At 55.5% G+C, this 24,662-nt stretch carries 26 protein-coding genes and 1 pseudogene; 6 read left to right on the forward strand and 21 right to left on the reverse strand.

Annotation, left to right across the window (positions count from 1 at the left end):
* Positions 1-16: 16 nt before the first annotated feature.
* From OQ460_RS16140 to OQ460_RS16150, 3 genes are all read left to right on the forward strand, one after another.
* Positions 17-3,769: a YncE family protein gene (locus OQ460_RS16140; RefSeq protein WP_421096169.1), complete on the forward strand. Its 3,753-nt coding sequence runs from the start codon at positions 17-19 to the stop codon at positions 3,767-3,769.
* A gap of 337 nt (positions 3,770-4,106) precedes the next feature.
* Positions 4,107-4,457: a hypothetical protein gene (locus OQ460_RS16145; RefSeq protein ID WP_410018412.1), complete on the forward strand. Its 351-nt coding sequence runs from the start codon at positions 4,107-4,109 to the stop codon at positions 4,455-4,457.
* Positions 4,458-4,657: 200 nt separating this feature from the next.
* Positions 4,658-4,852, forward strand: a complete 195-nt coding sequence (locus OQ460_RS16150; RefSeq protein ID WP_410022030.1) for a phage baseplate assembly protein V — start codon at positions 4,658-4,660, stop codon at positions 4,850-4,852.
* Between the two features lie 158 nt (positions 4,853-5,010).
* On the opposite strand, the pseudogene OQ460_RS16155 reads toward OQ460_RS16150, so the two are convergent.
* A pseudogene (locus OQ460_RS16155) lies at positions 5,011-5,296 on the reverse strand (site-specific integrase); the annotation flags it as partial.
* Positions 5,297-5,351: 55 nt separating this feature from the next.
* Between OQ460_RS16155 and OQ460_RS16160 the strand changes: the two are divergent.
* The 3 genes from OQ460_RS16160 to OQ460_RS16170 all read left to right on the forward strand — a co-directional run bounded on the left by OQ460_RS16160 (position 5,352) and on the right by OQ460_RS16170 (position 7,210).
* A complete protein-coding gene (locus OQ460_RS16160) occupies positions 5,352-5,546 on the forward strand; it encodes a hypothetical protein (protein WP_410018413.1) in 195 nt (64 codons plus the stop codon).
* 141 nt (positions 5,547-5,687) lie between these two features.
* A complete protein-coding gene (locus tag OQ460_RS16165; protein WP_410018414.1) occupies positions 5,688-5,909 on the forward strand; it encodes a hypothetical protein in 222 nt (73 codons plus the stop codon).
* 302 nt (positions 5,910-6,211) lie between these two features.
* Positions 6,212-7,210 carry a reverse transcriptase-like protein gene (locus OQ460_RS16170; RefSeq protein WP_410018415.1) on the forward strand — a complete coding sequence of 333 codons (999 nt, stop codon included), beginning with the start codon at positions 6,212-6,214 and terminating at the stop codon, positions 7,208-7,210.
* Between the two features lie 445 nt (positions 7,211-7,655).
* On the opposite strand, the gene OQ460_RS16175 is transcribed toward OQ460_RS16170, so the two are convergent.
* From OQ460_RS16175 to OQ460_RS16270, 20 genes are all read right to left on the reverse strand, one after another.
* On the reverse strand, positions 7,656-8,189 hold the full coding sequence (locus tag OQ460_RS16175; RefSeq protein WP_410018416.1) for an NUDIX hydrolase: 534 nt from the start codon (positions 8,187-8,189) through the stop codon (positions 7,656-7,658).
* 90 nt (positions 8,190-8,279) lie between these two features.
* A complete protein-coding gene (locus OQ460_RS16180; protein WP_410018417.1) occupies positions 8,280-9,131 on the reverse strand; it encodes a universal stress protein in 852 nt (283 codons plus the stop codon).
* Between the two features lie 11 nt (positions 9,132-9,142).
* Entirely contained in the window at positions 9,143-10,630 is a 1,488-nt protein-coding gene (locus OQ460_RS16185) for a SulP family inorganic anion transporter (RefSeq protein WP_410018418.1), read from the reverse strand.
* Positions 10,631-10,919: 289 nt separating this feature from the next.
* On the reverse strand, positions 10,920-11,714 hold the full coding sequence (locus tag OQ460_RS16190; RefSeq protein WP_410018419.1) for a DNA adenine methylase: 795 nt from the start codon (positions 11,712-11,714) through the stop codon (positions 10,920-10,922).
* A gap of 150 nt (positions 11,715-11,864) precedes the next feature.
* On the reverse strand, positions 11,865-12,407 hold the full coding sequence (locus tag OQ460_RS16195) for a lysis protein (protein ID WP_410018420.1): 543 nt from the start codon (positions 12,405-12,407) through the stop codon (positions 11,865-11,867).
* Complete coding sequence (locus OQ460_RS16200; RefSeq protein WP_410018421.1) at positions 12,389-12,952, reverse strand: glycoside hydrolase family 19 protein; 564 nt, start codon at positions 12,950-12,952, stop codon at positions 12,389-12,391. Before OQ460_RS16200 ends, OQ460_RS16195 begins: the two co-directional genes overlap by 19 nt.
* 63 nt (positions 12,953-13,015) lie before the next feature.
* Positions 13,016-14,059 (reverse strand): phage late control D family protein, encoded by a 1,044-nt coding sequence (locus OQ460_RS16205; protein ID WP_410018422.1) that lies wholly within the window; start codon positions 14,057-14,059, stop codon positions 13,016-13,018.
* Between the two features lie 16 nt (positions 14,060-14,075).
* A complete protein-coding gene (locus tag OQ460_RS16210) occupies positions 14,076-14,282 on the reverse strand; it encodes a tail protein X (protein WP_410018423.1) in 207 nt (68 codons plus the stop codon).
* Positions 14,257-15,102, reverse strand: a complete 846-nt coding sequence (locus OQ460_RS16215) for a phage tail protein (protein WP_410018424.1) — start codon at positions 15,100-15,102, stop codon at positions 14,257-14,259. Before OQ460_RS16215 ends, OQ460_RS16210 begins: the two co-directional genes overlap by 26 nt.
* Before the next feature lie 9 nt (positions 15,103-15,111).
* Positions 15,112-17,898, reverse strand: coding sequence for a phage tail tape measure protein (locus OQ460_RS16220; protein ID WP_410018425.1), 2,787 nt, complete (start codon positions 17,896-17,898; stop codon positions 15,112-15,114).
* A gap of 140 nt (positions 17,899-18,038) precedes the next feature.
* A complete protein-coding gene (locus OQ460_RS16225; RefSeq protein WP_410018426.1) occupies positions 18,039-18,641 on the reverse strand; it encodes a phage tail assembly protein in 603 nt (200 codons plus the stop codon).
* A gap of 13 nt (positions 18,642-18,654) precedes the next feature.
* Positions 18,655-19,158: a phage major tail tube protein gene (locus tag OQ460_RS16230; RefSeq protein ID WP_410022031.1), complete on the reverse strand. Its 504-nt coding sequence runs from the start codon at positions 19,156-19,158 to the stop codon at positions 18,655-18,657.
* A gap of 18 nt (positions 19,159-19,176) precedes the next feature.
* Positions 19,177-20,343, reverse strand: coding sequence for a phage tail sheath subtilisin-like domain-containing protein (locus OQ460_RS16235; RefSeq protein WP_410018427.1), 1,167 nt, complete (start codon positions 20,341-20,343; stop codon positions 19,177-19,179).
* Between the two features lie 100 nt (positions 20,344-20,443).
* Positions 20,444-20,905, reverse strand: a complete 462-nt coding sequence (locus OQ460_RS16240) for a hypothetical protein (RefSeq protein ID WP_410018428.1) — start codon at positions 20,903-20,905, stop codon at positions 20,444-20,446.
* A gap of 7 nt (positions 20,906-20,912) precedes the next feature.
* Complete coding sequence (locus tag OQ460_RS16245; RefSeq protein ID WP_410018429.1) at positions 20,913-21,647, reverse strand: hypothetical protein; 735 nt, start codon at positions 21,645-21,647, stop codon at positions 20,913-20,915.
* Between the two features lie 6 nt (positions 21,648-21,653).
* A complete protein-coding gene (locus OQ460_RS16250) occupies positions 21,654-22,340 on the reverse strand; it encodes a phage tail protein (RefSeq protein WP_410018430.1) in 687 nt (228 codons plus the stop codon).
* Positions 22,337-23,056: a phage tail protein I gene (locus tag OQ460_RS16255; protein ID WP_410018431.1), complete on the reverse strand. Its 720-nt coding sequence runs from the start codon at positions 23,054-23,056 to the stop codon at positions 22,337-22,339. Before OQ460_RS16255 ends, OQ460_RS16250 begins: the two co-directional genes overlap by 4 nt.
* A complete protein-coding gene (locus OQ460_RS16260) occupies positions 23,053-24,033 on the reverse strand; it encodes a baseplate assembly protein (protein ID WP_410018432.1) in 981 nt (326 codons plus the stop codon). Before OQ460_RS16260 ends, OQ460_RS16255 begins: the two co-directional genes overlap by 4 nt.
* Entirely contained in the window at positions 24,030-24,356 is a 327-nt protein-coding gene (locus tag OQ460_RS16265) for a GPW/gp25 family protein (RefSeq protein WP_410018433.1), read from the reverse strand. Before OQ460_RS16265 ends, OQ460_RS16260 begins: the two co-directional genes overlap by 4 nt.
* 5 nt (positions 24,357-24,361) lie before the next feature.
* On the reverse strand, positions 24,362-24,652 hold the full coding sequence (locus OQ460_RS16270; RefSeq protein WP_410018434.1) for a hypothetical protein: 291 nt from the start codon (positions 24,650-24,652) through the stop codon (positions 24,362-24,364).
* Between the last annotated feature and the right edge of the window lie 10 nt (positions 24,653-24,662).

The raw sequence follows: 24,662 nt of genomic DNA on the forward strand, positions 1-24,662 counted from the left end.
CTGAATCTCGACGCCCGTGGAAGTCAAATTGGTTTCGGCTGATTTCGTACAGAGCCTAACTATCAAGGCAGACGGGTACCGCTCGTCGGCACTGTCAATTCTCACAGCTATCTTCGCTCTTTCCTTTGGCATCGAATGGTTTTCAGGTCTCAGCCGTGATGGTGCCGAGGCTTTCACCTTTCATTCAAGGATCACGACCATGCCAAAAGTCCCCAGCGACCCCAATCAGAGTGAGTCCGAGTGCCAGTGCCCGGTGATTGTGCCTATGCCTATACCAACACCCGCACCGACGCCTCGCCCCGCCTCCAAGGGTGAAACAGTCTATGAGGTTGACCTTACAAGCCCTGAAATCCTGGCCCCGGTACCTTTTTCCAGCCTGGTCTTGGATATTCCGGGCCTCAGGAAGCCCTATACTGGCTACCATGGGGGCATCAATAAGGGAGCAAAAACCCTCAATCCGGAAAAAGGTTTGCTCTGCACCTTGCGCCCCTACTTGCTCATGGCAGAGTTTGACTTCATTGAACTGTTCTTCGGAGATGATAATAACCCGGTAGCTTTTACAACGGTGACTGATATCCAGGCGGATGGGGGACTATCAATACCGCTCTATGTGCCGCAGACCGAGTTGAACTACGGCGAGATTGCTCCCTGTTTCTTCAAGGTTACCCGAGCAGGTGGAGGGGCTGACGAGACCGCTCACTTCAAATTTTTTGTCGACGATATAGAGCCTGGCGGACCAGACCCCGACCATGGTTTGTCCTATCACCAACATTTCGATGCGCCAATGTATGAACAACATATTATTGACCACGGCGTTACTGACGCAGACGCCCAGAACGGGGTTGCCGTTCGCATCAACAAGTACCCAAATCGAACAGGTCTTTCACCTCTCTATAACTGGGCAGCCCGAGATGTTATCTGGCTCCATCTTAACGGTCATGCCGTCAAGCATTCGGTAACGGAAGGTGAAGCGGCGGGCGCCGATCCTATCGTCATCATGGTTAACGCCGGCACCTGGAGTACGGTCGGCTATGGCGACATTGTCACTCAATACTTTGTCATTGACGAAGCAGGAAACAAAACGGACGGGGCCTCCCCCATCACGACTATTCAATCGCATGTAGGTAACCCCAATCCACTGCTGAACAAGCCTATTGTTGCTGAGGTTGACGATGAAGGCCGCATAGACATTAGAGTTCTCGAGGGGCAACCCGCGACCCTGGTCATCAATGTGCCAGGCAATGGTTACTTGAAAGACGATGAAATCCTTGTATTCGCCGAAGGACACACTGCCGATGGTTCGGTTGTGAAAAAAGAATACTACGGCAAAATCAGCTCACTTTTCGTCAACTTACATATCCCCATCGCGTTCGCAGACCTGCAGGCATTGGTCGGAGGCTCCGTTCGTATATACTTCGAACGCAAACGCAGCGGGGTTACCCCCAATCGCCGCTCACGGGTCAATGTATTGGACGTGATCGGTAACTCCATTCCGATCGGCCTGCCTCCCGTCACCGTACTTCAGGCGCCCGAGGGCAACATACCGCCAGAGTCTGTAAACGTCACTATCAGGATCAATCCTTACGGTGGCCAGGATTACTACGACCAGGTACTTGTACATCTGATCGGTACCTATCCGACTGGCGACGACTACTACCGTCCAATTGGCCCAAGACCGGCGGGCGACGGTACTATTACGTTTAACATTATCAATGGCCCCAACGGCGAGATTGCGAAACTGGCAGGTGGTACGTTAAATATCAGTTATCAAGTAACCAATAGCGAAGGCACTCGCTACTCACAAGTCGCTAATTTTGACGTAGGCGGCATCATCGAATCAATGCCCATAGTTGAAATAGAGGAAGCTCCGCCACCGGATCACGTATTCAATCCAGAAGTCAGTCACTTCGGCGCAACAATCATCATCCCGAAAAATGCGCTGTTCACACTTGGCTCTACCGTCACCTTGTACTTCCAAGGCACTGCCCCAGGGGGCAGTTACAACAAGCCGTTCCCTATTACACCGCTATGGGTGGGCCAAAACCTGTATTTCGATGTCCCACGAGCCATTGTTCTAGCAAATCTTCAATACTCGGCGAGAATCTATTACATCTTGAAAAAAGACGGCGAACGTGACCGCCTGTCTCATTCTGTGGATATGCGAGTAGGGGCCCCGCTGAATCTTGATGTCCCGGAAATACTGGAAGCGACCATTGTCGTGCCAGGTAAAAGTGCAACGATGAATCCGATACATGTGAGCGGCCCTCCTTACCCTGCAGTGTTTACCCTGCGTGTGCGTTATAACATGCTCAATACCGATTTGATCCAACCGTATTTCGAAGGCAAACCAGACTTGGGCAGGCCAACTATTGCGCCGAAACCTGGCGATGCCAGCAAAGGGTATGTCGATTTCACGATCGGCAATACAGCCGTGGCAGCCAATGTGGATAGCCATGTTCCCGTGTATTACACAGTGAAGCGCGGCACTTCCCTACTTCCTTCAGATACGCTTGACCTGGAGGTGCAACCAATTCCAGACTTGGACTTGGTATCGGTACCCGAAGCAGACGGAAATCAACTCAATACCCATAATAGCAACAGCGTGCAGATTCTGGGCTATCCCTTCATGCGAGCAGGCCAGGCCATCTGGATCAAGCTGGACGGTGAGCGCGACATTGAATTGGCCGATGGAAGAGTCGTAACAGCTGCCGAGGCAAGTGCGAAAAAGATCAGCGAGCCTATCCCGCTCGGCTATCAACTTTCGCTATCGGATGGGACGACGTTGGATGTCGAAGTCAGTGTCTCTCTTGATGGCACCAACCAATTCAGTACGGCAGTCAAGCTAAAAGCGCCTCAATATATTGTTAAACGCGAAACAGGTATAATTAAAAATATCACTGTCGGCAATAAACCACACCACATTGCACTTAGTGCTGATGGCTCTCGCGCCTATGTCACGAATTGGGTCTCGCATACGGTTTCCGTTATCGATACCCATACCAACACCGTGATTGATACTATCTCCGGGTTCTCCAGCCCCTATAGGCTGGCCATACATCCTGACGGTACTCGCCTATTTGTCGGCAACATGGGAGCAAAAACCGCTTCGGTGGTAAACCTCGCAACAAACAAAATCGTCCAGACTATAAATGGCTTTAATCGTATTCTTGGGATAGCGTTCAACGAACAGGGATCAAAAGTTTACTTTTCCTGCAACTTCGATGCTTTTGTGTATGTTCACGACGCACAAACGGGAGCACGCCTGAACAGTTTGAAAGTCATCTACCCCACTGGACTGGCATTCAACCCTGAATACACTCGACTGTATGCTCCCTCCCGAAGTGTCATTACAATGATTAATCCGGTGGGAAATGGAAGTCTCATTGGCGATATTCCAGGCACGTCTTACCCACAGGACATAGCTACCAGCCCGCATAACTTTCATGCCCCAAAGGCTTACATCACCAACCGCGGACTGAACGACACCGGAACCACTGTCCTGGTACTAGACCTAATCACTAACAAAATCAGTAAAATACTAACTGGGTTCAACTCACCCAATGGAGTTGCAATGCATCCCATTTTGGAAAGAGCCTACATATCCGAATCCTTGGGCAATAAATTGCACACTATCGACACCAGTACCGACACTGTTATTGAAACCATCGGCGGTTTCACCAACCCTGAAGGCATTGGCATCAGCATGAACGGTGCATATGCTTATGTATGCAATAGAGGTAGTAACCATGTGTCTGTTATTGCCCTATAAGCAACGTTTACGCGGTTAACTCAGCGTATATTCAACCTTCCCCAAACTGTAAACCCGGTCTCGAAAGAGACCGGGTTATGTTTATCCTGGGCTCTGTACGAAAAGTAATGTCGTACACATCGCATGGCGCAGGCCAGCGAGACCATCTAAGAATGCTCCGATCAACTTGCCGCACGACCACGCCAGGGCCAAATTTCCTCAGCCCTCAGCGCTATTCACTGAAAAGCGAACGATATATCGTGTATTAAAGTCCCATAGAATTCAGATCGAGGCCATGATGCCCGATAGTCTAATCAAAAGTGCCTCCCCCCAAAAATAAACTTTAAAGGAATAAAAAATGCAAATAATAGAAGTTAAAAAACTAGATACATGGCCTGCCCCTACCAGCACAGATGTTAAAGACGGCAAACTATTAGTGTCTAAACTAAACGAGTTCTTTTATCTTACTATTGGTTTCCCTGGAATGAAAACCGGGGATCAAATCGATACAACCATTGTAATAAAGTACGATAAATACTCACCACCAGTATCCTGGCACTCAAGATTTCCGGCGGAACAAGACAACAGTGAAACTTTCAAATTTCCGCTAACGTTATTTGGGGGGACATTTGATAACGGCACCGGCAGTATTACATTCACCGCGAAAGATCAGCCGTCAGCGGCGCTGGAATTTTCAATTAACCCATGACATGGGCGCAAAAATCAGGCGTGAACGTTTAATGTTCACGCCTGCCATGTGTATTGCTTAAGAAGTTTCTCACAAGGATGACCCAAGCGCCCAGACTTGCAAAGTAGAATTATATTCATCAACTATCTGGACGGCGCGCAGATGGAGCCTCCCCGTGTGAAGGTAAAGCCGGCGAACTGGCCACGGCCTGGCTGCCATGGATCGCTCAACGCGCGGGAGCCGACCAGGTATGGGACCCGCCGACAGAAGGTGAACCAGTCATGGTGTTCAGCCCATCCGGCCAGTTCGCCAACGGCGGCGTCGTGATCGGCATTTACAGCGCCCACCTCCCAGCCAATGGCAATCGCCCCGGCTTGCACCGCCGCACCTACGCCGACGGCACGGTGATCGAGTAGGACAGCGTCGCCCATCACCTCAACGCCACTTTGGTGGAAGGCTGCACCATCGGCGATCTGGATCACATCAACCAGTCGATCACCGACATCCTCAGCCCCCGCATCGGCACCCGCGTTATGCGCCGCGAATACGGGTTATTTCATCCAGCCGCCGTGTGTTTGGCGATTGCCAGCACAACGCCGAGCTGCGCCAGGTCGTTGCCAGCGGTTTGTGGCTGAACCCCGCCCCCTCTTGGTTTTGCCCAACGGCCGGGCCTTTTCCACTTCCAGCAGCTACTGCTCGATCATTTCTTTGACGGTGACGCCCTGCCGGCTCGACCGTTCGATCGCACCAGGCTGGTCCAGCTCCGATTCGCGCTTGCGCGTCCACGCCAGGGCTGTCTGTTTCCGGGCGAAGGTCTGGCTCTCTTGGTAGACTTGTACTCCGTCGCGCTTGATGCGGATCTGAGCCGTCTAGCTCACCGTCCCATCTGCCAGTTTTCTTGCCCTGATAGTCGCCATGTCGAAAGTGGTACGCGTCAGTTTTGAAGTGGTACACCGTACCACCGAGCCTTCAAAAACGCCGGAAAACGCCCGAAATACCGCCCAGAACACGTTGAAGAAAATGCTAGATAAACAGAGCTTTAGCCCAACAGAATCAAGCCCCGCGCTGTCCCGGCGCTTTAGCGTTGCCCCGATGATGGATTGGGCGTAGCCCTCCCCAACACCCTTGCCTTACGGGCCGAGCCGCTATAACCCTTTCGCGCTGTAGCAATTTCTAAGCAAGTGAAATCACTGCCTGACAAGGGCACTACCGATACTATGCTTGTACTTTTTCTCGGAAGGAGCCGACGCCATGCGCGGTGATTATTCGCTGTCCGATGTACTTGAGAGGATGTACACCAACCAGCTTGCCTTGGAGGCAGCCTTAATGGAGCTGACACTGCACTTGGAACAGCAAGGCTCGTCAGAGGTAGGGAATAACGTTCGTGGTGCGCTTGACACGATTGGTGAAAACGCCGGCCATATCAAACAGGGCTTAGCCAAGCTCAAGGGTTCGAGTTCAGGCCAAGCCTAAGCCATTTCAAGTTTGCTGTCGGTAATCCCAACGTGGGCAGCGTACGGTGCTGGCAGGCAGCAATAGGCCAATAGATGCCCCGTGATCAGCAGTATTCGACCAGGAGCGATCACTGTAGAGCAGTGAAGGTGTATTCCCGGTGAACGCTCTGCAACCTATGCTGGATTTTCACGATCCAAATGTACATGTCGGCGGGAGCAAGGTGGTTTGCTGCGGCCAATGTTTTATCGGGCTCGTTTTTTTATAGCCTTAGGGTTAAAGTCAGCTCTCGATGTCGCTTTATGACCTAACGGACCTGGATCATGACCCCTGACTGGAATTGGTTTTTCAGTACGCTCTCGCAATCGACCGCTGCTATTGTTGGTATTATCGGCGCATTTATTATTGCTAAGATATTTGCGAACCAAGCATCCTTCAATGACAAAAACAATAGAATGAAAACCCTTGTTGTTGAGTCGCGAAAAATTCTCGACAAAATCGACACGATTGACTTTGACTGGTACAACCGCGAAACGAACTCTGCTGCACATAGCAGTGCTGATCGTGAGATCGCAAAACTCAAACAAGAAGAGTCAACTGAGTTTTCAGATGAAATGCTCCTTAAGATTTACGAAGAAGCTAATTTTTCAGTGTTCTCAGAGCGTAGCCCCATACTTGATAAACTGCGTGAAAAGGTTAACAACGTTTGCCATCAGAATCTTGAAAGGCGGCTTCGCAAAGAGGCGGCTGATCGCGCCAGAGAGCTAAGCAACAGCGGCCAGCTTACAGGCCTGGCTCAAATTAACGCTTTGATACGCGCAAACACATCGCATTTCGATATTGACACACGCCAAACGGTGCTAAATGTCCCAGGACTCAGCCCCCCTTGGATCCCGCTGCAAAAGGAATGGGATTTGATTACTGTGTGTCACTTAGAGGCAAAGCATCATGCTCGAGTCGTAAGCGACTTCCTCGAATCGGTGAAAGGCAACCCAGAATCTCCACCACAAATCACTTGGTCATTGCTAATGGTAGGGCTCATTTTCCTAGCGGGTGTAATCTATCCGTTAACCTTTATGCCAGCAGTTAGCCTCCCCACGCTTATCTTTCCATGGGCAGAATTAAGTAATGCGTTTCTATCCGTAAAAGGTGCTTTGCTTTCACTACTAGCTGCGTCATTTTCGTTTGTCTTTTTGATGTTCACCCGTACGAACATATCCATGAAGTATGCAGTGGAGCAAATAGGAGAATTAGAAAGACTTGCTGACGTAAAAAACTATAGCGCTTACTTTAGATATCTAGCTCAACGCTCAGCGGAATAAATACCCTCTCATACGGTCGTTTTTTATTTGGTTAACTTTAATACAAACTCTCAGTATACGCTTCCACTTCGTGGTTGCCACTACTGCAGGTTCAGCGTCGGCCTGCCGCCTGAGATAGATAACCAAACCTCTCAAGGGGCCCGCGATGGGTGAGGCTGGGTATAACTGCTGACCGAGTGGAAGCTTTGGGTCGTAAGCATCCTCTCGCTACGCCGCAATTGCTCACACCCCAATTGTGCTTGAGTATGTGAGAGATTTTGCTGGCAAAGCCCGCGGTTGCTGGCTGAAGGGCCAGTCTTCAGCGGGTTGCATAAATGCATAAGTGGCATTGAATGGCATAGATTGGCGTACGGTTTGCCCCATTTTTGCCCCAAAGCTTTGAACACTACCGATACATCTCGGGCCCGTGGCTGAATCGCACCAAAAACCCCCAAAATAAAAACTCTCAGCGGCTGATTGGCGTCATCAACTCTGACGCGATTTTCTTCAACATGAAAGTTTCGCGCTGAATGGACTGCCCCATCGAGGACTCCTGACGCTGCATCACGGCTTCATTGTGTGTAATGGCCTCTTGCAGGTTGATCCAAACAGGCCGCATACCATTAGCTATTTCATGACTTTCCATTCTCACTGGATCTAGCTGAAACGCTACACCGCAAAGATAAAAATGCGAAGTCATATGCATCAAGTCGTATTGGGGCTTCCAGTAGGGCCGGTACTCTTCAATATAACCATAGTGCCGGCGTATCTGAATTTCACGAGCACCAGTCTCCTCTTCAAGCTCACGCTTCAGCCCTGTGACGATGTCCTCGCCAGCATTAAGACCGCCGCCAGGAAAGCTAAAATCGTTATAGCGCTCAGTGAACAGCAGCAGGATCTGTTCATCTCGCAATACGATGCCGCGTGCAGCATGACGACGGAATACTCTGCCCTGCATGGATTTCAGCTCTGGATGAATAATTTCGGCTATGAGTTGCATGTGGTCTCGTTGCAGCAAGTTCAGTTAATCATCATTCAGGATCGCCACAGCATTTCCGGACTTTGGAAATACTGTGGTCGGGACGCTGTTTCAGCGAAGCAGCAATACCGGAAGAGTGACTGTTCGCAGCATCGTCGTCGTCGTGCTACCTACCAAAAACTGCCTGATGCGTGAATGCCCATACGCGCCCATGACCAGGAGATCGATGGCGTGCTCGGCTTGATACGCATGCAGAACCGATTCTACCTCGCCTGACCGGATCTCGGCTTGAACCTTCAGGCCGGACGAGATAAGTATGCTTCGTGCTTTCTCAAGCTCGTTCTGGTTGTCTTGAGAATCTATTCCAACCATAACGATATGAATCGGCAGGCCTTCGCACAATGGGCTGGAAGCAAGCATCTGCACGGTTCTATGGGCTGTAGGGCTGCCGTCAAATGCAAGCATTACCCTCTCTGGCTGTTTAAATTTTCTGCTTGTAATCAGAATGGGCCGATGGATAGTTCGGACAACTGCTTCAATCTGGCGGCCAAGAGTGTGAGCATTGTGCGTGCTGTCTTCACCCACTCTCCCTATAACGAGTAGGCGAATATCTTCCTGCAGGTCGCTCAGGCTTTCAACAAGGTGGCCATGTCGCTGTTTCAGGTCAGACGCTACGGCACCGGAGATGACCGTCCGCTCGCGGGCCTTTTCAAGCATATGCTGCCCTTGCTCCAAGGCGAGCTTGGCACGCTGCGCATCTAGCGTAGCCAGTTCTTCCAATAGATATTCTCTGCTGCCAAGACCTATATTGCCGCTGAGATCGGCGGATGCCGGATATTTCTCCTTATCCAGCACATGGAGCAAAGTCAGCGGGGCACTGAGTCGTTGCGACGCCCATGCTGCATAGTCGCAGACCGCCAATGAGGATTGTGAGTTATCAATGCATGCCATTACGTGAGTCATTGTCGTTCTCCTTAGTGGCTCATGAGCTTGTCGATAGCGCCAGGTTTGTCATGCACGCCAAAGCGGTCAACGATTGTCGCGCTTGCTTCGTTGAGACCCAGCACTTCGACCTCGGCACCTTCACGACGGAACTTGATAACCACTTTATCCAGCGCTGCGACGGCGGTGATATCCCAAAAGTGCGCCTGTGTAAGATCGATGGTGACCTTATTGAGCGCCTCCTTGAAATCAAACACGTCGGTGAACTTGTCTGCCGAGCTGAAGAATACTTGTCCCATGACACGATAAGTCCGATGCGACTCATCTTCTTCAAGAGTGCTCTTGATGTCGAGGTAGTGTCCGACCTTGTTCGCAAAGAATAGCGAAGCCAGCAGTACGCCAACTAATACGCCGTAAGCCAAGTTATGCGTTGCCACGACCACCACCACGGTTGCGACCATTACAAGGTTGGTCGATAGCGGGTGCTTTTTCAGGTTGCGAAGTGAATCCCAGCTAAATGTGCCGATGGAGACCATGATCATTACTGCAACGAGTGCTGCCATCGGTATTTTGGAGAGCCATTCACCGAGAAACACCACCATCAGCAGCAGGAAGATCCCCGCGCATAACGTCGAAAGGCGGGTACGCCCACCTGATTTCACATTGATAATCGACTGGCCGATCATCGCGCAACCTGCCATCCCGCCAAGCACGCCGGCAGCGATGTTGGCCACACCCTGACCTTTGCATTCGCGATTTTTGTTGCTGGTGGTATCGGTGAGGTCGTCGACGATGGTCGCGGTCATCATCGACTCCAGTAAGCCTACAACTGCCAGCGCTGCGGAGTAAGGAAAGATGATGCGCAAGGTTTCAAAGTTCAGCGGCACTTCAGGCCACAGGAAAATCGGCAACGTGTCCGGCAGTTGCCCCATGTCGCCAACGGTACGGATGTCCAGCCCCAGGTAAATCGCGATAGCAGTCAGGGTCAGAATGCACACGAGCGGCGAAGGAATCAGCTTGCCAATCTTCGGTACATACGGAAACAGGTAGATAATTCCGAGGCCTGCTGCGGTCATGGCGTAGACATGCCAGGTGACGTTGGTTAATTCAGGCAACTGCGCCATGAAAATCAAAATAGCCAATGCGTTCACGAAACCAGTGACCACTGAGCGTGAGACGAAGCGCATCAGTGAACCGAGTTTCAGGTAACCCGCGAGGATTTGGAGTACCCCACAGAGCAAGGTGGCTGCCAGCAGATACTGAAGTCCATGATCTTTTACCAGCGTGACCATCAATAGTGCCATCGCACCGGTAGCTGCCGAGATCATGCCTGGGCGGCCTCCGACGAATGCGATTACGGCGCAGATACAGAAGGAGGCGTAGAGACCGACCTTAGGGTCGACGCCGGCGATGATGGAAAAAGCAATTGCTTCCGGAATCAGCGCGAGTGCGACTACGATTCCCGCGAGCACATCTCCACGGACGTTGGAAAACCACGTTTGTCTAAGTTTTTGCAGCATAGAAATATCCAGGGCAAAGCATCGCACACGCCAAACGGACGGCGAGCAAATCGATACTAATTCAAATTTTAGGATTATTGCGCTGTGTGCTTTAGGTCAAAAACCAGGCGTACAGCAGTACGCATCCGCGAGCGAAGCTAGCGGAAGCAAGGTGTTGCGAGGGGGCGTAGCGCTAAGGCGGCGTAGGCTGCCAGTACATCGTTTGGAGTACAGTCACGCTGATATTCCTGTAGCTCAAGGGGTATGCGGGGCCGGCAGTATACAACGAAGCCGGCCTCGATGGCGACCATCAAAACAGCCCTCCTAAGGCGGCTGGTTCCCAGTTCATGATCACTAATTCTCCGCTAACCTCGGCCTTGCCTTGCCGTTGGTTTGTGTTGCTGTAGCGGATGTCGACTGTTTCAAAATGGAAACCTTCGAATACCCGGCGGATGTCCAAGTGATCGTTGATACTGACCATCACCTTGCCCTTGCAACGCCGCATGAAGTCGGCCATCCGCTCGTAGTTTTCAAAAGGAAAGTCCACTCCATAGCCAGCGGTCTGCCAGTAAGGTGGATCCATGTAATGGAAGGTATGCGGCCGGTCATAGCGTTCGGCGCACTCAAGCCACCCAAGGTTTTCAACATAGGTTCCCGACAGCCGCTGCCACGCTGCAGAAAGGTTTTCCTCGATCCGCAGCAAATTTATGGCCGGGCCCGTGGTAGCAGTACCAAACGTCTGCCCCGTGACTTTACCGGCAAACGCATGATGCTGCAGATAGAAGAATCTGGCGGCGCGCTGGATGTCGGTCAGAGTTTCAGGACGCGTCATCTTCTGCCATTCGAACACCTGCCGAGAGCTGAGTGCCCATTTGAACTGGCGCACGAATTCCTCCAGATGGTTCTGCACGACCCGGTACAGCGTCACCAGGTCGCCGTTGATATCGTTCAGGACTTCAACCGGCGCGGCCTGGGGACGCATGAAGTAAAGCGCGGCGCCGCCGGCAAATACTTCAACGTAGCATTCATGTGGCGGAAAGAGCGGGATAAGACGGTCGGCCAGGCGGCGTTTGCCGCCCATCCAAGGGATGATGGGTGTGGACATATGAAAGCAAGACCTTTGCTGTATGGATAAACAGTGCTAGGCTCGCTCCGCTTTGTGCACGAAGCAGGAGCCTTGGCTGGACTTGCAGGGACGATCTGCAGGAAAGGTGGCCGAGCTGGATGTTGACACATCCTGCCCTGGCCGCTCCTTTTACTTCGGTGTTGAAACTTCTTTTGCGTAAGCCTGACAGGCCCGTAGAGCGATCAATCCTTGGTCGCCGGCATCGGTGATTCCGATAATTCGTTGAGCATGCGCTGGGTCAAGTTGGACTCTTGCGGTGCCATGAACCACGCGGCCGGTGGCGGTGGTGGTTGGCATTGAGCTACTGCAGCTGGTTTCGGTGGCGGCGAGTACGACTGACAGCCGTAGATCAGCAGTAGCCAAGCGATCACGCAGGCGAGCCTGCTTCGTTTGCTCATTGGTCAATTCCTTGTGGTGGGTTTCATCTTTGCTCTGCAGGCGCCGCTCTAGGGCTAGGCGCTTGTCCTGCTCAGTGCGCTGCAGGCTGGCAGATGCCTGGGCCATTTCATTGAGGGTGTCGGCCTGGTGGCGCGCTTGCCGCTCCAACTGCTGACCAAACCGCCAGCCTTGGACCGTCCAGGCCAATGAAGCAGATCCGCCGGCCAGCATCACCAACAACAAACAGATGGCGGCGATTCGGAACTGCGCCGGGATCAGGTCAAAGAGACGCATAACACCGCCCTCGCCCTGTCCCAGAGTTGCAGCCGATCCTCCAAGCCGTTGAGGCCCCCATTGATCCGGCGGGTGATGGTTTTGAACTGCTCTTTGTCGGCCAGCAGGTTCAGCCCATTCACCCACCAGAACCAGGCTGCCGATTCTGCCGCCCATTGCGGTAGCTCCAGCAGCTCCGGCGTGCGTAGCAAGCGCTCATCGCCAAACAGCGCCACGCTGCAGCGCAAGTAGTTACTGCGGCCAGTGATTTGGATCAGCCCCCGACCGCGATAGCGCTGACCATCACCATCGGCTTCCGGAGTGTTGCCCAGTCTGGCGGCAAGGTTGCCGGTGTCGTATTTACTGAGGTACTGATCGCTCCCCAATTCACGCACGTATTGCAACTGGCCGGACTCATGACCGACCTGGGCCAGGAACGCCGCCTTACGCTTCGGCGTATCGATCTGCCGATTTGCCATGGCTGCGTTTAGGGCGGATACGAAAACGCCCGCTTGGCGGCGGGCGTTGGGCATGATGCGTTGCAGTTGTTGCTCGGTGAGAGACATTGTGTTTTCCCGGACAAAAAAATACCGCTCGAAGGCGGCGGGTGATGAAACTGAAAAGTCTGGTCACAGCTCCAGAATTTTGACCTCCTTGGATTTTTTCGCTTTCTTCCCTGCCGCCTTGGCTTTGCCCTGCTTCCCTGCATTGCATTCGACCGTAGTGCTCCAACCAGTTTGGGTAAACACCTGCTCCACCGAGTCGACCAGAAACATCCCATCCAGTCCTTCCTTGAAACCCTGCGCATTGATCTGTCGCTCGGCGAATAAATCAGTACGCCCAACCATCTCCAGCCGGACCTCGGCAGTCGAGCGGTTAAAAGCCACGAGCCGAGCCTTGGCTGCTTGCTCGGCAGCGGTCTTGTTTGGATGGATGTGTCGGTCGGTATGCACGGGGGGCAACCCTGCCGGCGCGTCATCGTTATCCAGAGTCAGGTTGACCAGCTCGCCGGTTTTCTTGTCCTGGTACTGCGCCTTAACTGCCTTCTGTGTGGTGCGGTCGGTGAAGCGGAACTGCCACCGGCTGACGTCGCTACGACGAATGGTAATCGCCGATAAGGGCTTGCCACTGGCGGTTTGGCCGCTCTGGCGGGGCAGCACCAACAACTTGCTATCAGCAACCTTGGCCGTGCAATCATGATTCTTGGCTAGCCGGGTGATGAAGTTGAAGTCGGATTCATTTAACTGGTCAGCTCGAGGCACCGTCGTTGCAACCGAACATTCAGGCGCCCAACCGTTGCGTGTCGCGATGTCACCAACGATCCGGGACAGCGGTACGTTTTCCCAACTACCGCTACGAGTGGTCTTGCCGCTGCCGCGCATGTCGCTCGCCTTGCCACGAATGACCAAGGTGTCGGGTGGGCCAGAGACCTCGATGTCGTCGACGGTGTACCGGCCCAGGCGCGCCAGTGCTTTGCTGTCGTACCCGAGGTAGACCTCAATCCCTGCGCCGCGCTTGGGCAATGTAACCGCGCCGTCACGGTCATCGATACGCAACTCGAACTCGTCCGATTCCATCCCTGGCTTATCCAGCGTACGCAGCAGTAACAGACGATCGTTGATCAGGGCGGTGATATCAGCACCGTCAGCGACGATTCGAAAAGTAGGTTTCATCGACACACCTCTACATTCAATCCCACAACTGCACCTGCTCCACCATCGGCTCCGTCACCTCTGGAAAGGTGATCAATAGCCCAGCCCGAAACGGCTGGGGTTCATCTGCCAACGACCGATTTGCCGCCAGCACGGTCTCGACCGATCCGTTCAGATGCCCGTAATGCTGAAAACAAAGGGTATCGAGAAGGTCACCATCAGACGTTCTGCATATCGTCGCCATAGCGGGTGAACTCCAGGCTAAAGGTTTGTTTACGCGGGATCCCGCCAGCCAGCAATGCGCCCTGCTCTTCTTCAAGGCTACGCAGGCACCAGGTACCGAGAACGAAGCCGTAGCCGGTAGTCAGGTTCAGTGGTAGCAGCTTTGACCCTATGGAACGCAGGGTATCCAGCTGCTTGAGCCCGCCTTTAAAGCTGGGAAAGATCGCGCCCTTGAGGCTCAATTTTTCCTCGCCCATGCCTACGGCTTGCTGCGCTGGCCGGCGACTGAGGCGCTCTTGCGAGGCCCAGCGAAACTCAGTTTGCCGGCGCAGTTCATCGAAGGCAGCCGTATCCAGGTTGAAGTAGAACGGCTGAGCATTGGTTTGAAGCGGTTGCAGGATCAGCAAGTGCGGAAACGGTTTAACCGCTTCCGCCATGGGTGTGACGCTGGGCGCCAGAGCACTGGTCGGCAGGATATTTGCCAGACTGGGATCGACCAGGCCAGCGACCTTATTGATAGCCGTCCCAGCACGATAGGCCTGTTCCTTAAGCGTGCCCATCCGTTCATCAATGCCTGACATTGTCCGCGTGGCTTTGTTGTAGGTCGCCAGAACGGTACCGACTTTGGACTGCGCAGTACCGATTCCACGCATGACCCGCTGCAGCTTTACGCCAACACCAGGTGGCATACCGGGAAGGCTGGCGATTTCCTCTGCAGCACCGGTAATCTCACCGATTGCGCCGTTCACCGGACCGATCATCTCATCGATGCTACGACGCCCTGCTTCACCCGCCTTGACCAGGTATTTGAAACCCGACTGCAGCTGTTCCAAGTAAGTCATTGCGTCTCCTTAAACGTGGGGTGCATCAAACAGGTTCCGGCGAGCTTGCTCACGACTGAAGTCCTCAAACATTCTGCGAAGGTACGGCATCAGTTCCTGGGCCAGTTGTCGCGGATCCTTGACATCGCCCTGCACGCTAACCGGAATCGATGGTGCGAATGTCCATTGCTGATCTATACGTGCGGGTTCCGACTTTGCAACGACCGCAGCTTTGATCACCGCCGGAGCTGCCACCGCAGCAGGTGCGCCCGCCAATGACCGGGAGACATCACCCTGCCTCGGCCCTGTAGCAGGTGTCTTTAGCATCAAAGGGCCAAACGACAACGAAGGTGATGCCTGTCCGAGGCGCGGCGTGGGCGCGGTGTCAGGGGCAGACTCACGCGGCGCGGCAGTTGCAGCAGGTGCGGTCGCCAACGCGCGTGAGACATCTCCCAACGTCGGCCCTGTCACGACGGGTGCCTTGGATATCAACGGACCAGACGCTACAGAGGGGGCAACATGAATGACGTCGGGTGCCTCTGTCGTGCTGGCCGGGGGCAAGCGCAACGCTGCTGCAGGCAGCTTGAGCATCAACGGACCAGCCGAGGCCGAGGGAGCCATCTGGCCGAGCATCGGCATCGGCATCGGCATGTCGCTTGGCGGCTGCAGGCGCAACGGTGAAGGTTGTGCCGAAAGCACTGGCCGTTCAGCCGGCATATCAGCCCCACCGAACGCGGCCTTACCGACCGCACTACCCAACTCACCACCGCCCCAACCGCCCAAAAACCCACCGATCAGGCCACCGACCACTGTGCCGATAACCGGCACGACGGACCCAATCGCGGCACCAGCTGCTGCACCAGCCAGCGTGCCAGCCAAGGTGCCGGCGGCATTGCCGTAGCCTTCGGCCTTTTCGTCACGCGTCTCAGCGTTCTGGTAGGTATCGGCCGCAATCAACCCGGCCTCGATCAACGCCAAGGGGGCGCCGACCTTGGCGAACCCCAACCCTTTCCCCATCATAGCCTTGGGCGCAAATCGGCTAGCTGCTGCCCCGACTGGTAACGCCGAGGCGGGACTGGGTGTGCGACCACCCCGACCACGCTTGCCCTTCCCTCGGCCGCGCTTGCCTTCACGCCCGTCTATCCCCCCTGCACCAGGGCTTGATGGATTGGTAACAAACACCCGCTGGATCACGTTCGGGTTGCCCATGAGCGAGCCGCGCCCGACGTTGAGTAAGCCCTTGCCGATCTTGATCGCGTTAATGGCAGCGCCCAAACCGATGACACCAGCGGCCAACAACGTCGCACCGCTCACAACAGTCGGAAACTTCCCAGCCAGCTCCCCCAATCCATAAGCGACCTTCCCTAACCCATCCGCCGCCATATCCGTCAGCGGCCGTACCGCGTCCCCGATTCGGGTCATCGACGACTCAATCCCCGCCGTGGCCGCCAACCACCTGCGATTCGACGTCTCCCGCGCCTTCGCCGCATCCGCCTCGATCTTGGCCTTACCATCGGTCTCCTTGATGGTTGCCATATCGGCCTTGATCTTGTCGCCATATTTGATCTGCGCGAGCAAGCCCGCACTGGCGCTCTGATCACTGACGATGTTCGCCAAACCCGCTGCCTCGGTCAGCGCGACCATGGCCTGCTCTTCCTCGGCACTGCCATCCGCCGAGGCCTTGATCTTGGCCTTGAGAGCCTCGATTTTCTTGGCTTTGGCCGGGTCCTGTTTCTTGATCAGTTGTTCACTGAGCATGATGAAGGCATCGACCGGGTTGGCCGCTTTGCCGCTTTTGGTCGCGGCGAGGATCGAGCCGGTCAGGTCGTAGCCTTCCTTGGCAAACCGTTCCTGGCTGGTGCTGCTGATCACTGCGTTAAGCAGGTTGTTCATGTTGGTGGCCGCAGCCGCCGAATCTTGCGTCTGCGAGAACTGCGACTGCAAGCTGGCCCCGAGAAAGCGCACCGCCTCCGGACCTTCCATGCCCAGACGTTTGATGTTGCCGAGCATGGCCGGCAGGTACTTGGCCATGTCCTTGGGACCGAATGCACCGATGTCACCAGCCGCCGCTACCTGGCCCAGCATGGCGCCCATATCAGCCTGTTTAACCCCGGCCTCCTTGAACGAGTTGATCAAGGTGGCGATGGTTTCGGGCTCCATGCCCTGGCCGTCGATCAGGTCGGCGATTTGCCCGGCATAGCTGGTGGCAACATCCCACTCAACGCCCTTTTCGATCAGCGCCCCGACCGACCTTGCGAGCAGTTGCTGGCTCATGCCCTTATCTGCCGCGACCTTGCTGATGCTAGCCGCCAGTTCGGCCTCATCACCGGTACCGGCGGTGTGTGCCCACAACGACATCTGGCGGATCTGCGCCTGGTAGTCGCCGGAGACCTTGGTCGGAATCGCCAACGACGCAGTAAGTGCCGCCGCTTGGCCGAGGGAGCTTTTCATGCCCTCCTTGCCCTGCTGGATCTGCGTGTGGCCCAGCGCCTTGAGTTCAGCGCCTCGCGCTACCTGCCCGAGGGCTTGGTATTCCTTGCGCAGTTTGCCCACCTCAATACCCTGCTCCTTAAGGGTTCTGAGGTTGGATTCCAGCTTACGCAGCAGGCCATCGGCCGAAGCCGCCCCGGTGTCATGGGCCTTCTTCCATTCGTCCCGCAGGCGCACCGTGTCGCCGATGGTGCTCTGCAGCACGCGAGCCTTGGTACCTTGCTCGCTGAGTTTCTTGATGCGGCCTTCGACATCCTTGAAGGCGGCGCCGACCGTGGAGCTGACGGCGCCGCCGATGACCAGGCCGAGCGCCAGGTTATTTGCCATGAGATTACTCCGGCCGGGGATGTGAGGCTCAGTCCATGAGCCACCAGATCATCGTGGAAAAGGGCATGGTCTCGATTTCGTTGGCGGCAAATGAGTATTGCGTCGCCAAGCGTTTCGCGACCTGCTTTTGCAGGGTGGGGCTAAACTCCGTCGTCCTGCACCAGGCGAAAGTAGGCGGCCTGCAGCCGCTGGTAGTCCGTCAGCTTGAGCCCCTCCAGATCCTTGGCGTCGGATTCAGACAGGTTGGCGAGCAGGATCGTGTCACGCTGGTCGTCATCGCCAGCAGATGCAGAAGTGGCGGAGCGGACATCGCGCACAGTCGGGGCGCGCAAGGTCAGGCGGTCAAGCTTGAGATTCTTGATCTCATAGGCCTTGGAGAACGTCACCACCGCACCCTCTGGATCGACGACCAGCCACGCAGGCAGTTGGTCTTTATCCTCAGGCATGTCGGCGTCCTTTGACAGCTGGGAGTAACCCGCCTGCAGACGCGCATAATCCGTCAGTTTGAGCGCATCGATGTCCTTGGTGCCGGCATCTGCCAACGAGGCGAACAGAGTCATTTCGCGCAACACCGGGTCATCACCGCCAATGGCATCAGAGGCGCGGACTTCACGTAAGGTCGGGGCGCGTAGGGTCAACTGGTCGACCGTAACGTTGTTGATGTCGCATGGCCGGGTCAACTTAATGGTCGCGATATCCGACGTGACGGTGAGCCAGGATGGAGCCTTGTTCATTTTTTTCATGGGGGAAACTTCCTTACAAACCCAGGTCGCGACGGACGCTGGCAAGTTGATCAACACCGTTGATGACGCGGACGCAACCCAGCGGGTCGATCTCAAACATCAAGCGGCCAGCGACTTCAAGCTTGTAGTAGCTGAGGCTGATGGCGAACTTGAACTCACTGGCTTCACCCGCCTTCCACTCACCCGGATCCAGCTCGGTAAGCATGCCGCGCATGGTGGCAACCACCGGGGTGGTCGAGCCCTTCTGCCCTTTGAAGGAGCCGCGGAAAACCGCGTTGAACGCGTTCTGATCGGCAAGACCAAAGAACATCATGGCTTCACGTCGCACGCCTTTGGCGCTGAAGGACGCTTCCATTTTTTCCATCCCCTGGTCCATATCGATGCTGGCATCCATACCACCGGCACGATATTCATCCGTCTTGATCTTGAGCTTGGGCAAGGATAACGACGGGATGTCGCCGGAGAAATTGACCCCATCGACGAACATGTTCATTTGGTAGAGCGTTTGCGGAACCATAGACATTGCGAGGTCTCCTTAGCCGTTGGTGTCGAGGACTTCGGTCAGCCATTGATTGGTGACCTCGACTCGGAAGTTGGGGTTTTCTGCCGGTGGCACATCGGTGAAACGGATGTTCCAGTACACCTTGCCTTGTTCCAGCTGGCTGGCAGTGTTCAGTTCAGGATCAGCAAACACTTCAAAATTAATGATTGCGCCCTGGTTCTTCAGATCCCGCATGAAAGCCTGCAGCCCGGCGGTCACATCACTCACGTAGGTCTTGGTGATCGAGCGGTCGACAGCCCATTTGTGGCCGTAGAGGATCGCGTCCATGACGATATCCATGGTGCGGACACGGGTGACAAAGGCCCACTTCGGATCACTGGAACAGGTGCGGTTGCCCCACAAACGGTAACCGTCATCACGGATAATGGTGGTGATGTTGGCGTTGTTGAGCAGGTTGGCGCGGCAGGTTTCGTCACCATCGAGAAACTCTACTGGCCGTTTGGTACCGGTGATGCCGACGAACTCCTTGTTCGACGGCGAGGCCCAAAACCCGTACTCCGCGTCGGTCCAGGCAAACAAGCCGGCGGTCCAGGCCGATGCCGGGCAGGTGACGGTGGCATTAGCGACCGTGCTCCAGATCTGCACCCCAGGATCGACCAGGTACACACGCTTGCTACCGAAGTTGCCGGCAAAGGCAATCGCCGCTTCATCAGTAGTGTTGGGACCATCGACAATCGCAACGGCTCGCAGCTTGGCGGCCAGGCCATCCAAGGCAGTGGCAACCGCCCGTGTCGAGGAATGTCCCGGTGCAATCAACAGGCGCGGTTGAGAGTTGAACTTACTCTTGCCATCCAGCAGTGCTTGCAGCCCTGTACGCTCACCAGTTGCCAAAACGCCGCCGATGATGGCCGAGGTCTGTAGCGCAGGGTCGGCAACCAAGGCCACCCCAACCGCGACAATCACTGCCTTGGAGCGCATGAATACCGCTTTGGCGGATTGGGTGATCGCCGAGTCAGCGCCAAATGCAGCAATCGCTTCACGCTCGCTGGTCAGCAGAACCAGCTGATTGGGTTTAGCCAGGGCCGGCGCACCGGGCTTGAAAGTGTCGCACAGGCCGATGATGGACGAAGACGGCACCGCGATTGGACGCGACCCGGTATCGACGTTTGTGACCGTTACGCCGTGAAAAATTCCAGACATTAGCAAACTCCAGAAACCAGAAAGCCGTGCAAAAGCACGGCTCTCAAAAATGAAAACGCCCCGACAATGCGGGGCGCTCAAGGTTGGGCTTGGCGAGCCGTTAGGCGCTGCCTACGCCTTCCGCACTGGCACGAATGAGACCAATGGCTTCATCCGTCGCCACCTCGGCTTCGCGGTGACTGGTGGCCTTGAGCACCCGTTGCTTGCCCATCAGGCGAGCGGCGCGGACTGTCTGCAGTAAATCCACCCACTCGGCCCACTCCGCCAAAATGCTTTCGGTCGCTGCTTGCGGTGTCAGTTCGCCGGCATCTACCCAGGCCTGAACCGACCGAGGCACATCACCTTCGAATCCAGCTGCGGCGAAAGCCTTGGCCTCAGTCGCGGCCATGTCCAACTCAACGGCGAGTAGCGGATCGCCCAAGATCGATGTGCGCGCCTGGTTCGCTACCTGATCAATCTGTTGTTGCGCAGCCAGCAGCGCGGCCCCCAAAGGCAGAAGGTCGAACTCAAAGCCAACGTAGGAAGTGCCGCCGAAAACGACGTTCAAATATTCTTTTTGCATGGTTTTCTCACAGGGTGGCAAGGTTGGTGGTGATGTGGCTCAGGTCTTTAGAAGCGGTACCAGCTGCCACCCCCGGAAAAATTCGACCATTCAAGGCAGAGGGCAGCGACGTACCCACCAAAGACAGCTGGAACAGCGAAGTGCCGGCACCCATGAGCAAGCCGAGGAAAGTACCGCGCAGCTCGAAAGCGACGCTGTAAAGACGCAGCATATTCACAGCCGGAGCCGAAGCCCCGCTGCAGAACACCAGCGCGTAGTAAGCGCCGACTTCGCCAGCGGTGCTGGCCGGGAGGCTCAGCGTCACGTTAGCCAGCTCAACAGACGACTCTTCGCTTTGCCAGAACGAGCCCATACGGCGCGTGGTACTGCCATCGCTTTCAACAGAAAATTCGTTAAGGGTGATTTTGCGATTAGTCCCATTTTCGCTGCGAACCATCAGCTTTCGGCCTAACAGCTGCACATGGGCGCTCAGGGAGTAGTCGCGCTGCAGCGTCACATCCGCTCGCCCACCTTTTGGTGTGGCCTTGATAGCAGCCTCAAAGGTTTTGAAGGGGCTGGCCTGCGTCCCCAGATTGTCATCACTGCCCAACTGGCTATCGACAAAAAAGTTTCGCGAGATAGCAGGTGCGGCCGCAACCGCGGCTGAGACCGCTTGATCGATAACCGCCTTCTTACCGTTGAAGTAAGTAATAAGGTCGGTCGTTTTGGAGACCAGGTTGGCAATTTCGCTTTCGAGTGACATGGCGGATTACGCTCCGTACTTGGTGGTAACAAAAAGGATTTGGGTTGCAACGAGACCGGCGGCATTGGCGGTAATTGCCCCCAGCAGGCCATCACGGTCAGTGGCACGCTGACGCTCAAGGACCGGCACCCGCCCCGACAGGTCGGCTAACTGAGTCTCTGAAGACTCGTGGCGCTTGCCGTGTTCATTCAACAGATCCTGCTGTTTAAGTCCGCGCAGATCTGCGGCCAACTGTGCCGTTGCCAGCGAGGCCAACGGGCCGGACAAGGTCAGGTTTAGGTCACCTGGCAGAGAGTTAATGGTGACGCTGTTCGCGGGAAGGGCTGACAGTGCCAGGTCATAAGCCAGCAGCAGGTCAGCGTTTTCCGGCTTGTACGCCAGAGGTTCGGTCGGGTGCGACCAAACGGCCAACAAGGTGCCGTCGGATAACAGGAACCCAACCTCCTTCACCCAAAATGCCTGGGTCCCATCTGCCAGCGCGGTAAGGTGAATTTGTGTAGGGCTCAACCGCTGCGCACCTGCGATTGGGTACTTCGCGATCTGCGCTCGCAGGGTCTTTTGCTCGCTGCTGGGTGTATACCCAAGCGTGCCCACAACGATGTGAGTAATTTCGGCCGCCAGGCCGGCGTTATCTGCTCGAAAAACAGCAGTTAGGCCGGCCTTGGTAATAATGGGCTGTAGCGGGATACTCATCGGATGGCCTCCATCGTGCCGCGCACGACAATGCGAAGCCGCGTCGTATTGGCGACGGCGACCCCTGTTTCTGAGTTGATTGGAACGCCCTGCATATCGGCGCTATGACGCACCACAAAGCGCGCATTTACGGCACTGGCGACAGCCAATGACTGTTCGGCAGCAAGCGGGGCCACTAGGACTTCAGCCGACCGATGTTGGACGATCCGACTCTGCGTGGCATTGCCAAAATTCAAGCCGCCATCAAAGCGAGCGCCCAGCTTGAGGGTGTAATGGCTGCGCTCGTTTTTGCTGGCATCCACCAAAGCACGCAAGCGCTCAAGTAGTTGCGGAGAGATAATTGACCCTTCGCCACCCCGGTTGTTGTTGGCCCAGGCCACCAGCTCAAAGGTGTAGGGTGCTGCACCAGGTATCTGCCGCCACTCCTTGAAGTCCGCATTCACCCGCACGGCGCGAAGTACTCGGCGGACCGCACCCAGGGTTCCCTTGGTCTTGTGAACAGGGATCGACTGATTGATTAGCGCCCGCCTCTGCTCTTCGTTCTCAGCCGCTTCCCAGCCATCCACCTTCATGCCCCAGGCCAGCCAGGGCAGGAAGTTTTCCGGGCATCGAGCAGAGTCAGCTATGCCCCGAATGATGGTCGGATCAATACCCAAGTCGCAGGCGTACTCAAGCGCTTGCTCCAGCGAAACGGCGTTGATCGGTAACAGGCTCATGTGACCACCTGCGACGTCAGCGCAATACCTGTGCAGCTGGGGTAGTGCCGTTTATCACACGCCACATCCGCTGTAGGCGACTTCAGTTCCACGCGCCGGACACCCGAAACGTGCAACGCCGCATAAATCCCTGACAAAGACAATTGGCCTTCCAAACGTCGAGCGTCCGCGATAGCCCTGTCCAGGCTTACCCTGGAAGCACTCAACACCACAGCCGGATCTGGTCCGCTCTCCAACTCCAGAGACGCTTCAACGCGGAACGTCTGGGGCTTACCGAGCTGGGCGCGTGGCCGGTCGGTCAGCGGACGAACATCCTCGGCAGACAGCACCTGCAGTACCGTCTGCACCAGCTCGTCACCCGGCACCACGCTTCCAGTGATGGGCAACACCGCCAAGGACACGTCCCCCGGCAACGGATCCTGCAAACCTGCGTCGTAGTCGCACACCACTACGATGGCCCCCGGTGGCAACTGAGCGCGTAGAGCGTTACTGACAACCAGTCCCTTGAAGGTCGGTGAATCAACCGACACGTTAGCGACATTGGCCGAAGCGGACAGTGCGTGAAACTCATACGCGCCGCGACTGCCGGCGACCGACAGCCCTTCCAGCGATAAGCGGGTGCGGTACCGAAGCGCAGTGTCGCTTTCCATCACGGCAGCGACGGGTGGCAAGGCATCTGGATCCGCTGGAGTGATCGTCAACCGCTGAACGTTATAGTCAGCAGCGCGGTTATCGAGGTCGGTGCGCTGTGCGTATGCCAGCAAGCTGGCCTTGGCGGCATCGTTGACCCGCGCCCGGCCGAGCATTTTTTGATATGCCGCGACCTCCAACAGTTTGACAACCGGATCAGACTCCAGCACCGCCGTCCACTGGTTGCCCATCTGCTGACGAAAATCAGAAAGCACTTCCTGATACATGGTCTCGAAGTCGATATCTTCCAGGACTTCAGGGACTGGCAATGTCGATAGATCAATCATGCACGTATCTCCAGCAATTGCCGTTCGCCCAAGTAGTCACCTACCAACTCGAAGTCGATACGACCGCCGACGACAGATATGACCTGTACACGCTCCAGTTTCAGCCTCGGCTCCCAACGTTGCAGCGACCGGGCCACCTCGGCCTGTACGGCGCTTTTCCACCCTTCATTCACCGGTAAGTCAACAAAGCGCCGCAAATTGCTGCCGTATTCCGGTCGCATCCGGCGACTGCCCACAGGCGTGGTGAGAATGTCCTCGATGCTCTGCCGGAGATGGTCGAGCCCCGACAGCTGTTTGCCGGTGCGGCGATCCATTCCGATCATCGGGATTACTCCGCAGCGGGTGTTAGTTCAGGGTGATTGCGCAGAAACTCGCATTGATCGTCACTACATGCCGCTACCAGGCCTTTGATAACCGGAATGCTTTGACCGTCCTCCATCACCAGGACACGAGAGGTGTAAACCGTGTCTCGAAAGGTACGGACCGGACCAACCTCCAGAGCTTCCTGGTCTGTTGCAGTGGCAACGCCGGGATACCCTTGCGGCAATGGATTCAGATCCGGTACCGGCAAAGCCTCGGCCAAGGACGTTGGCTCGAACTCCCGCTTAAGCTTGCTCATAAATGCATAC

It is taken from the genome of Pseudomonas imrae, assembly GCF_046352735.2.
GTDB classification, from domain to species: domain Bacteria; phylum Pseudomonadota; class Gammaproteobacteria; order Pseudomonadales; family Pseudomonadaceae; genus Aquipseudomonas; species Aquipseudomonas imrae.

Coding starts and splice junctions, on each gene's coding strand:
- OQ460_RS16145 (WP_410018412.1), top strand. CDS start 4,107: ATGCAAATAATAGAAGTTAAAAAACTAGATACATGGCCTGCCCCTACC.
- OQ460_RS16160 (WP_410018413.1), top strand. CDS start 5,352: ATGTCGAAAGTGGTACGCGTCAGTTTTGAAGTGGTACACCGTACCACC.
- OQ460_RS16165 (WP_410018414.1), top strand. CDS start 5,688: ATGCGCGGTGATTATTCGCTGTCCGATGTACTTGAGAGGATGTACACC.
- OQ460_RS16170 (WP_410018415.1), top strand. CDS start 6,212: ATGACCCCTGACTGGAATTGGTTTTTCAGTACGCTCTCGCAATCGACC.
- OQ460_RS16175 (WP_410018416.1), bottom strand. CDS start 8,189: ATGCAACTCATAGCCGAAATTATTCATCCAGAGCTGAAATCCATGCAG.
- OQ460_RS16180 (WP_410018417.1), bottom strand. CDS start 9,131: ATGACTCACGTAATGGCATGCATTGATAACTCACAATCCTCATTGGCG.
- OQ460_RS16185 (WP_410018418.1), bottom strand. CDS start 10,630: ATGCTGCAAAAACTTAGACAAACGTGGTTTTCCAACGTCCGTGGAGAT.
- OQ460_RS16190 (WP_410018419.1), bottom strand. CDS start 11,714: ATGTCCACACCCATCATCCCTTGGATGGGCGGCAAACGCCGCCTGGCC.
- OQ460_RS16195 (WP_410018420.1), bottom strand. CDS start 12,407: ATGCGTCTCTTTGACCTGATCCCGGCGCAGTTCCGAATCGCCGCCATC.
- OQ460_RS16200 (WP_410018421.1), bottom strand. CDS start 12,952: ATGTCTCTCACCGAGCAACAACTGCAACGCATCATGCCCAACGCCCGC.
- OQ460_RS16205 (WP_410018422.1), bottom strand. CDS start 14,059: ATGAAACCTACTTTTCGAATCGTCGCTGACGGTGCTGATATCACCGCC.
- OQ460_RS16210 (WP_410018423.1), bottom strand. CDS start 14,282: ATGGCGACGATATGCAGAACGTCTGATGGTGACCTTCTCGATACCCTT.
- OQ460_RS16215 (WP_410018424.1), bottom strand. CDS start 15,102: ATGACTTACTTGGAACAGCTGCAGTCGGGTTTCAAATACCTGGTCAAG.
- OQ460_RS16220 (WP_410018425.1), bottom strand. CDS start 17,898: ATGGCAAATAACCTGGCGCTCGGCCTGGTCATCGGCGGCGCCGTCAGC.
- OQ460_RS16225 (WP_410018426.1), bottom strand. CDS start 18,641: ATGAAAAAAATGAACAAGGCTCCATCCTGGCTCACCGTCACGTCGGAT.
- OQ460_RS16230 (WP_410022031.1), bottom strand. CDS start 19,158: ATGGTTCCGCAAACGCTCTACCAAATGAACATGTTCGTCGATGGGGTC.
- OQ460_RS16235 (WP_410018427.1), bottom strand. CDS start 20,343: ATGTCTGGAATTTTTCACGGCGTAACGGTCACAAACGTCGATACCGGG.
- OQ460_RS16240 (WP_410018428.1), bottom strand. CDS start 20,905: ATGCAAAAAGAATATTTGAACGTCGTTTTCGGCGGCACTTCCTACGTT.
- OQ460_RS16245 (WP_410018429.1), bottom strand. CDS start 21,647: ATGTCACTCGAAAGCGAAATTGCCAACCTGGTCTCCAAAACGACCGAC.
- OQ460_RS16250 (WP_410018430.1), bottom strand. CDS start 22,340: ATGAGTATCCCGCTACAGCCCATTATTACCAAGGCCGGCCTAACTGCT.
- OQ460_RS16255 (WP_410018431.1), bottom strand. CDS start 23,056: ATGAGCCTGTTACCGATCAACGCCGTTTCGCTGGAGCAAGCGCTTGAG.
- OQ460_RS16260 (WP_410018432.1), bottom strand. CDS start 24,033: ATGATTGATCTATCGACATTGCCAGTCCCTGAAGTCCTGGAAGATATC.
- OQ460_RS16265 (WP_410018433.1), bottom strand. CDS start 24,356: ATGATCGGAATGGATCGCCGCACCGGCAAACAGCTGTCGGGGCTCGAC.
- OQ460_RS16270 (WP_410018434.1), bottom strand. CDS start 24,652: ATGAGCAAGCTTAAGCGGGAGTTCGAGCCAACGTCCTTGGCCGAGGCT.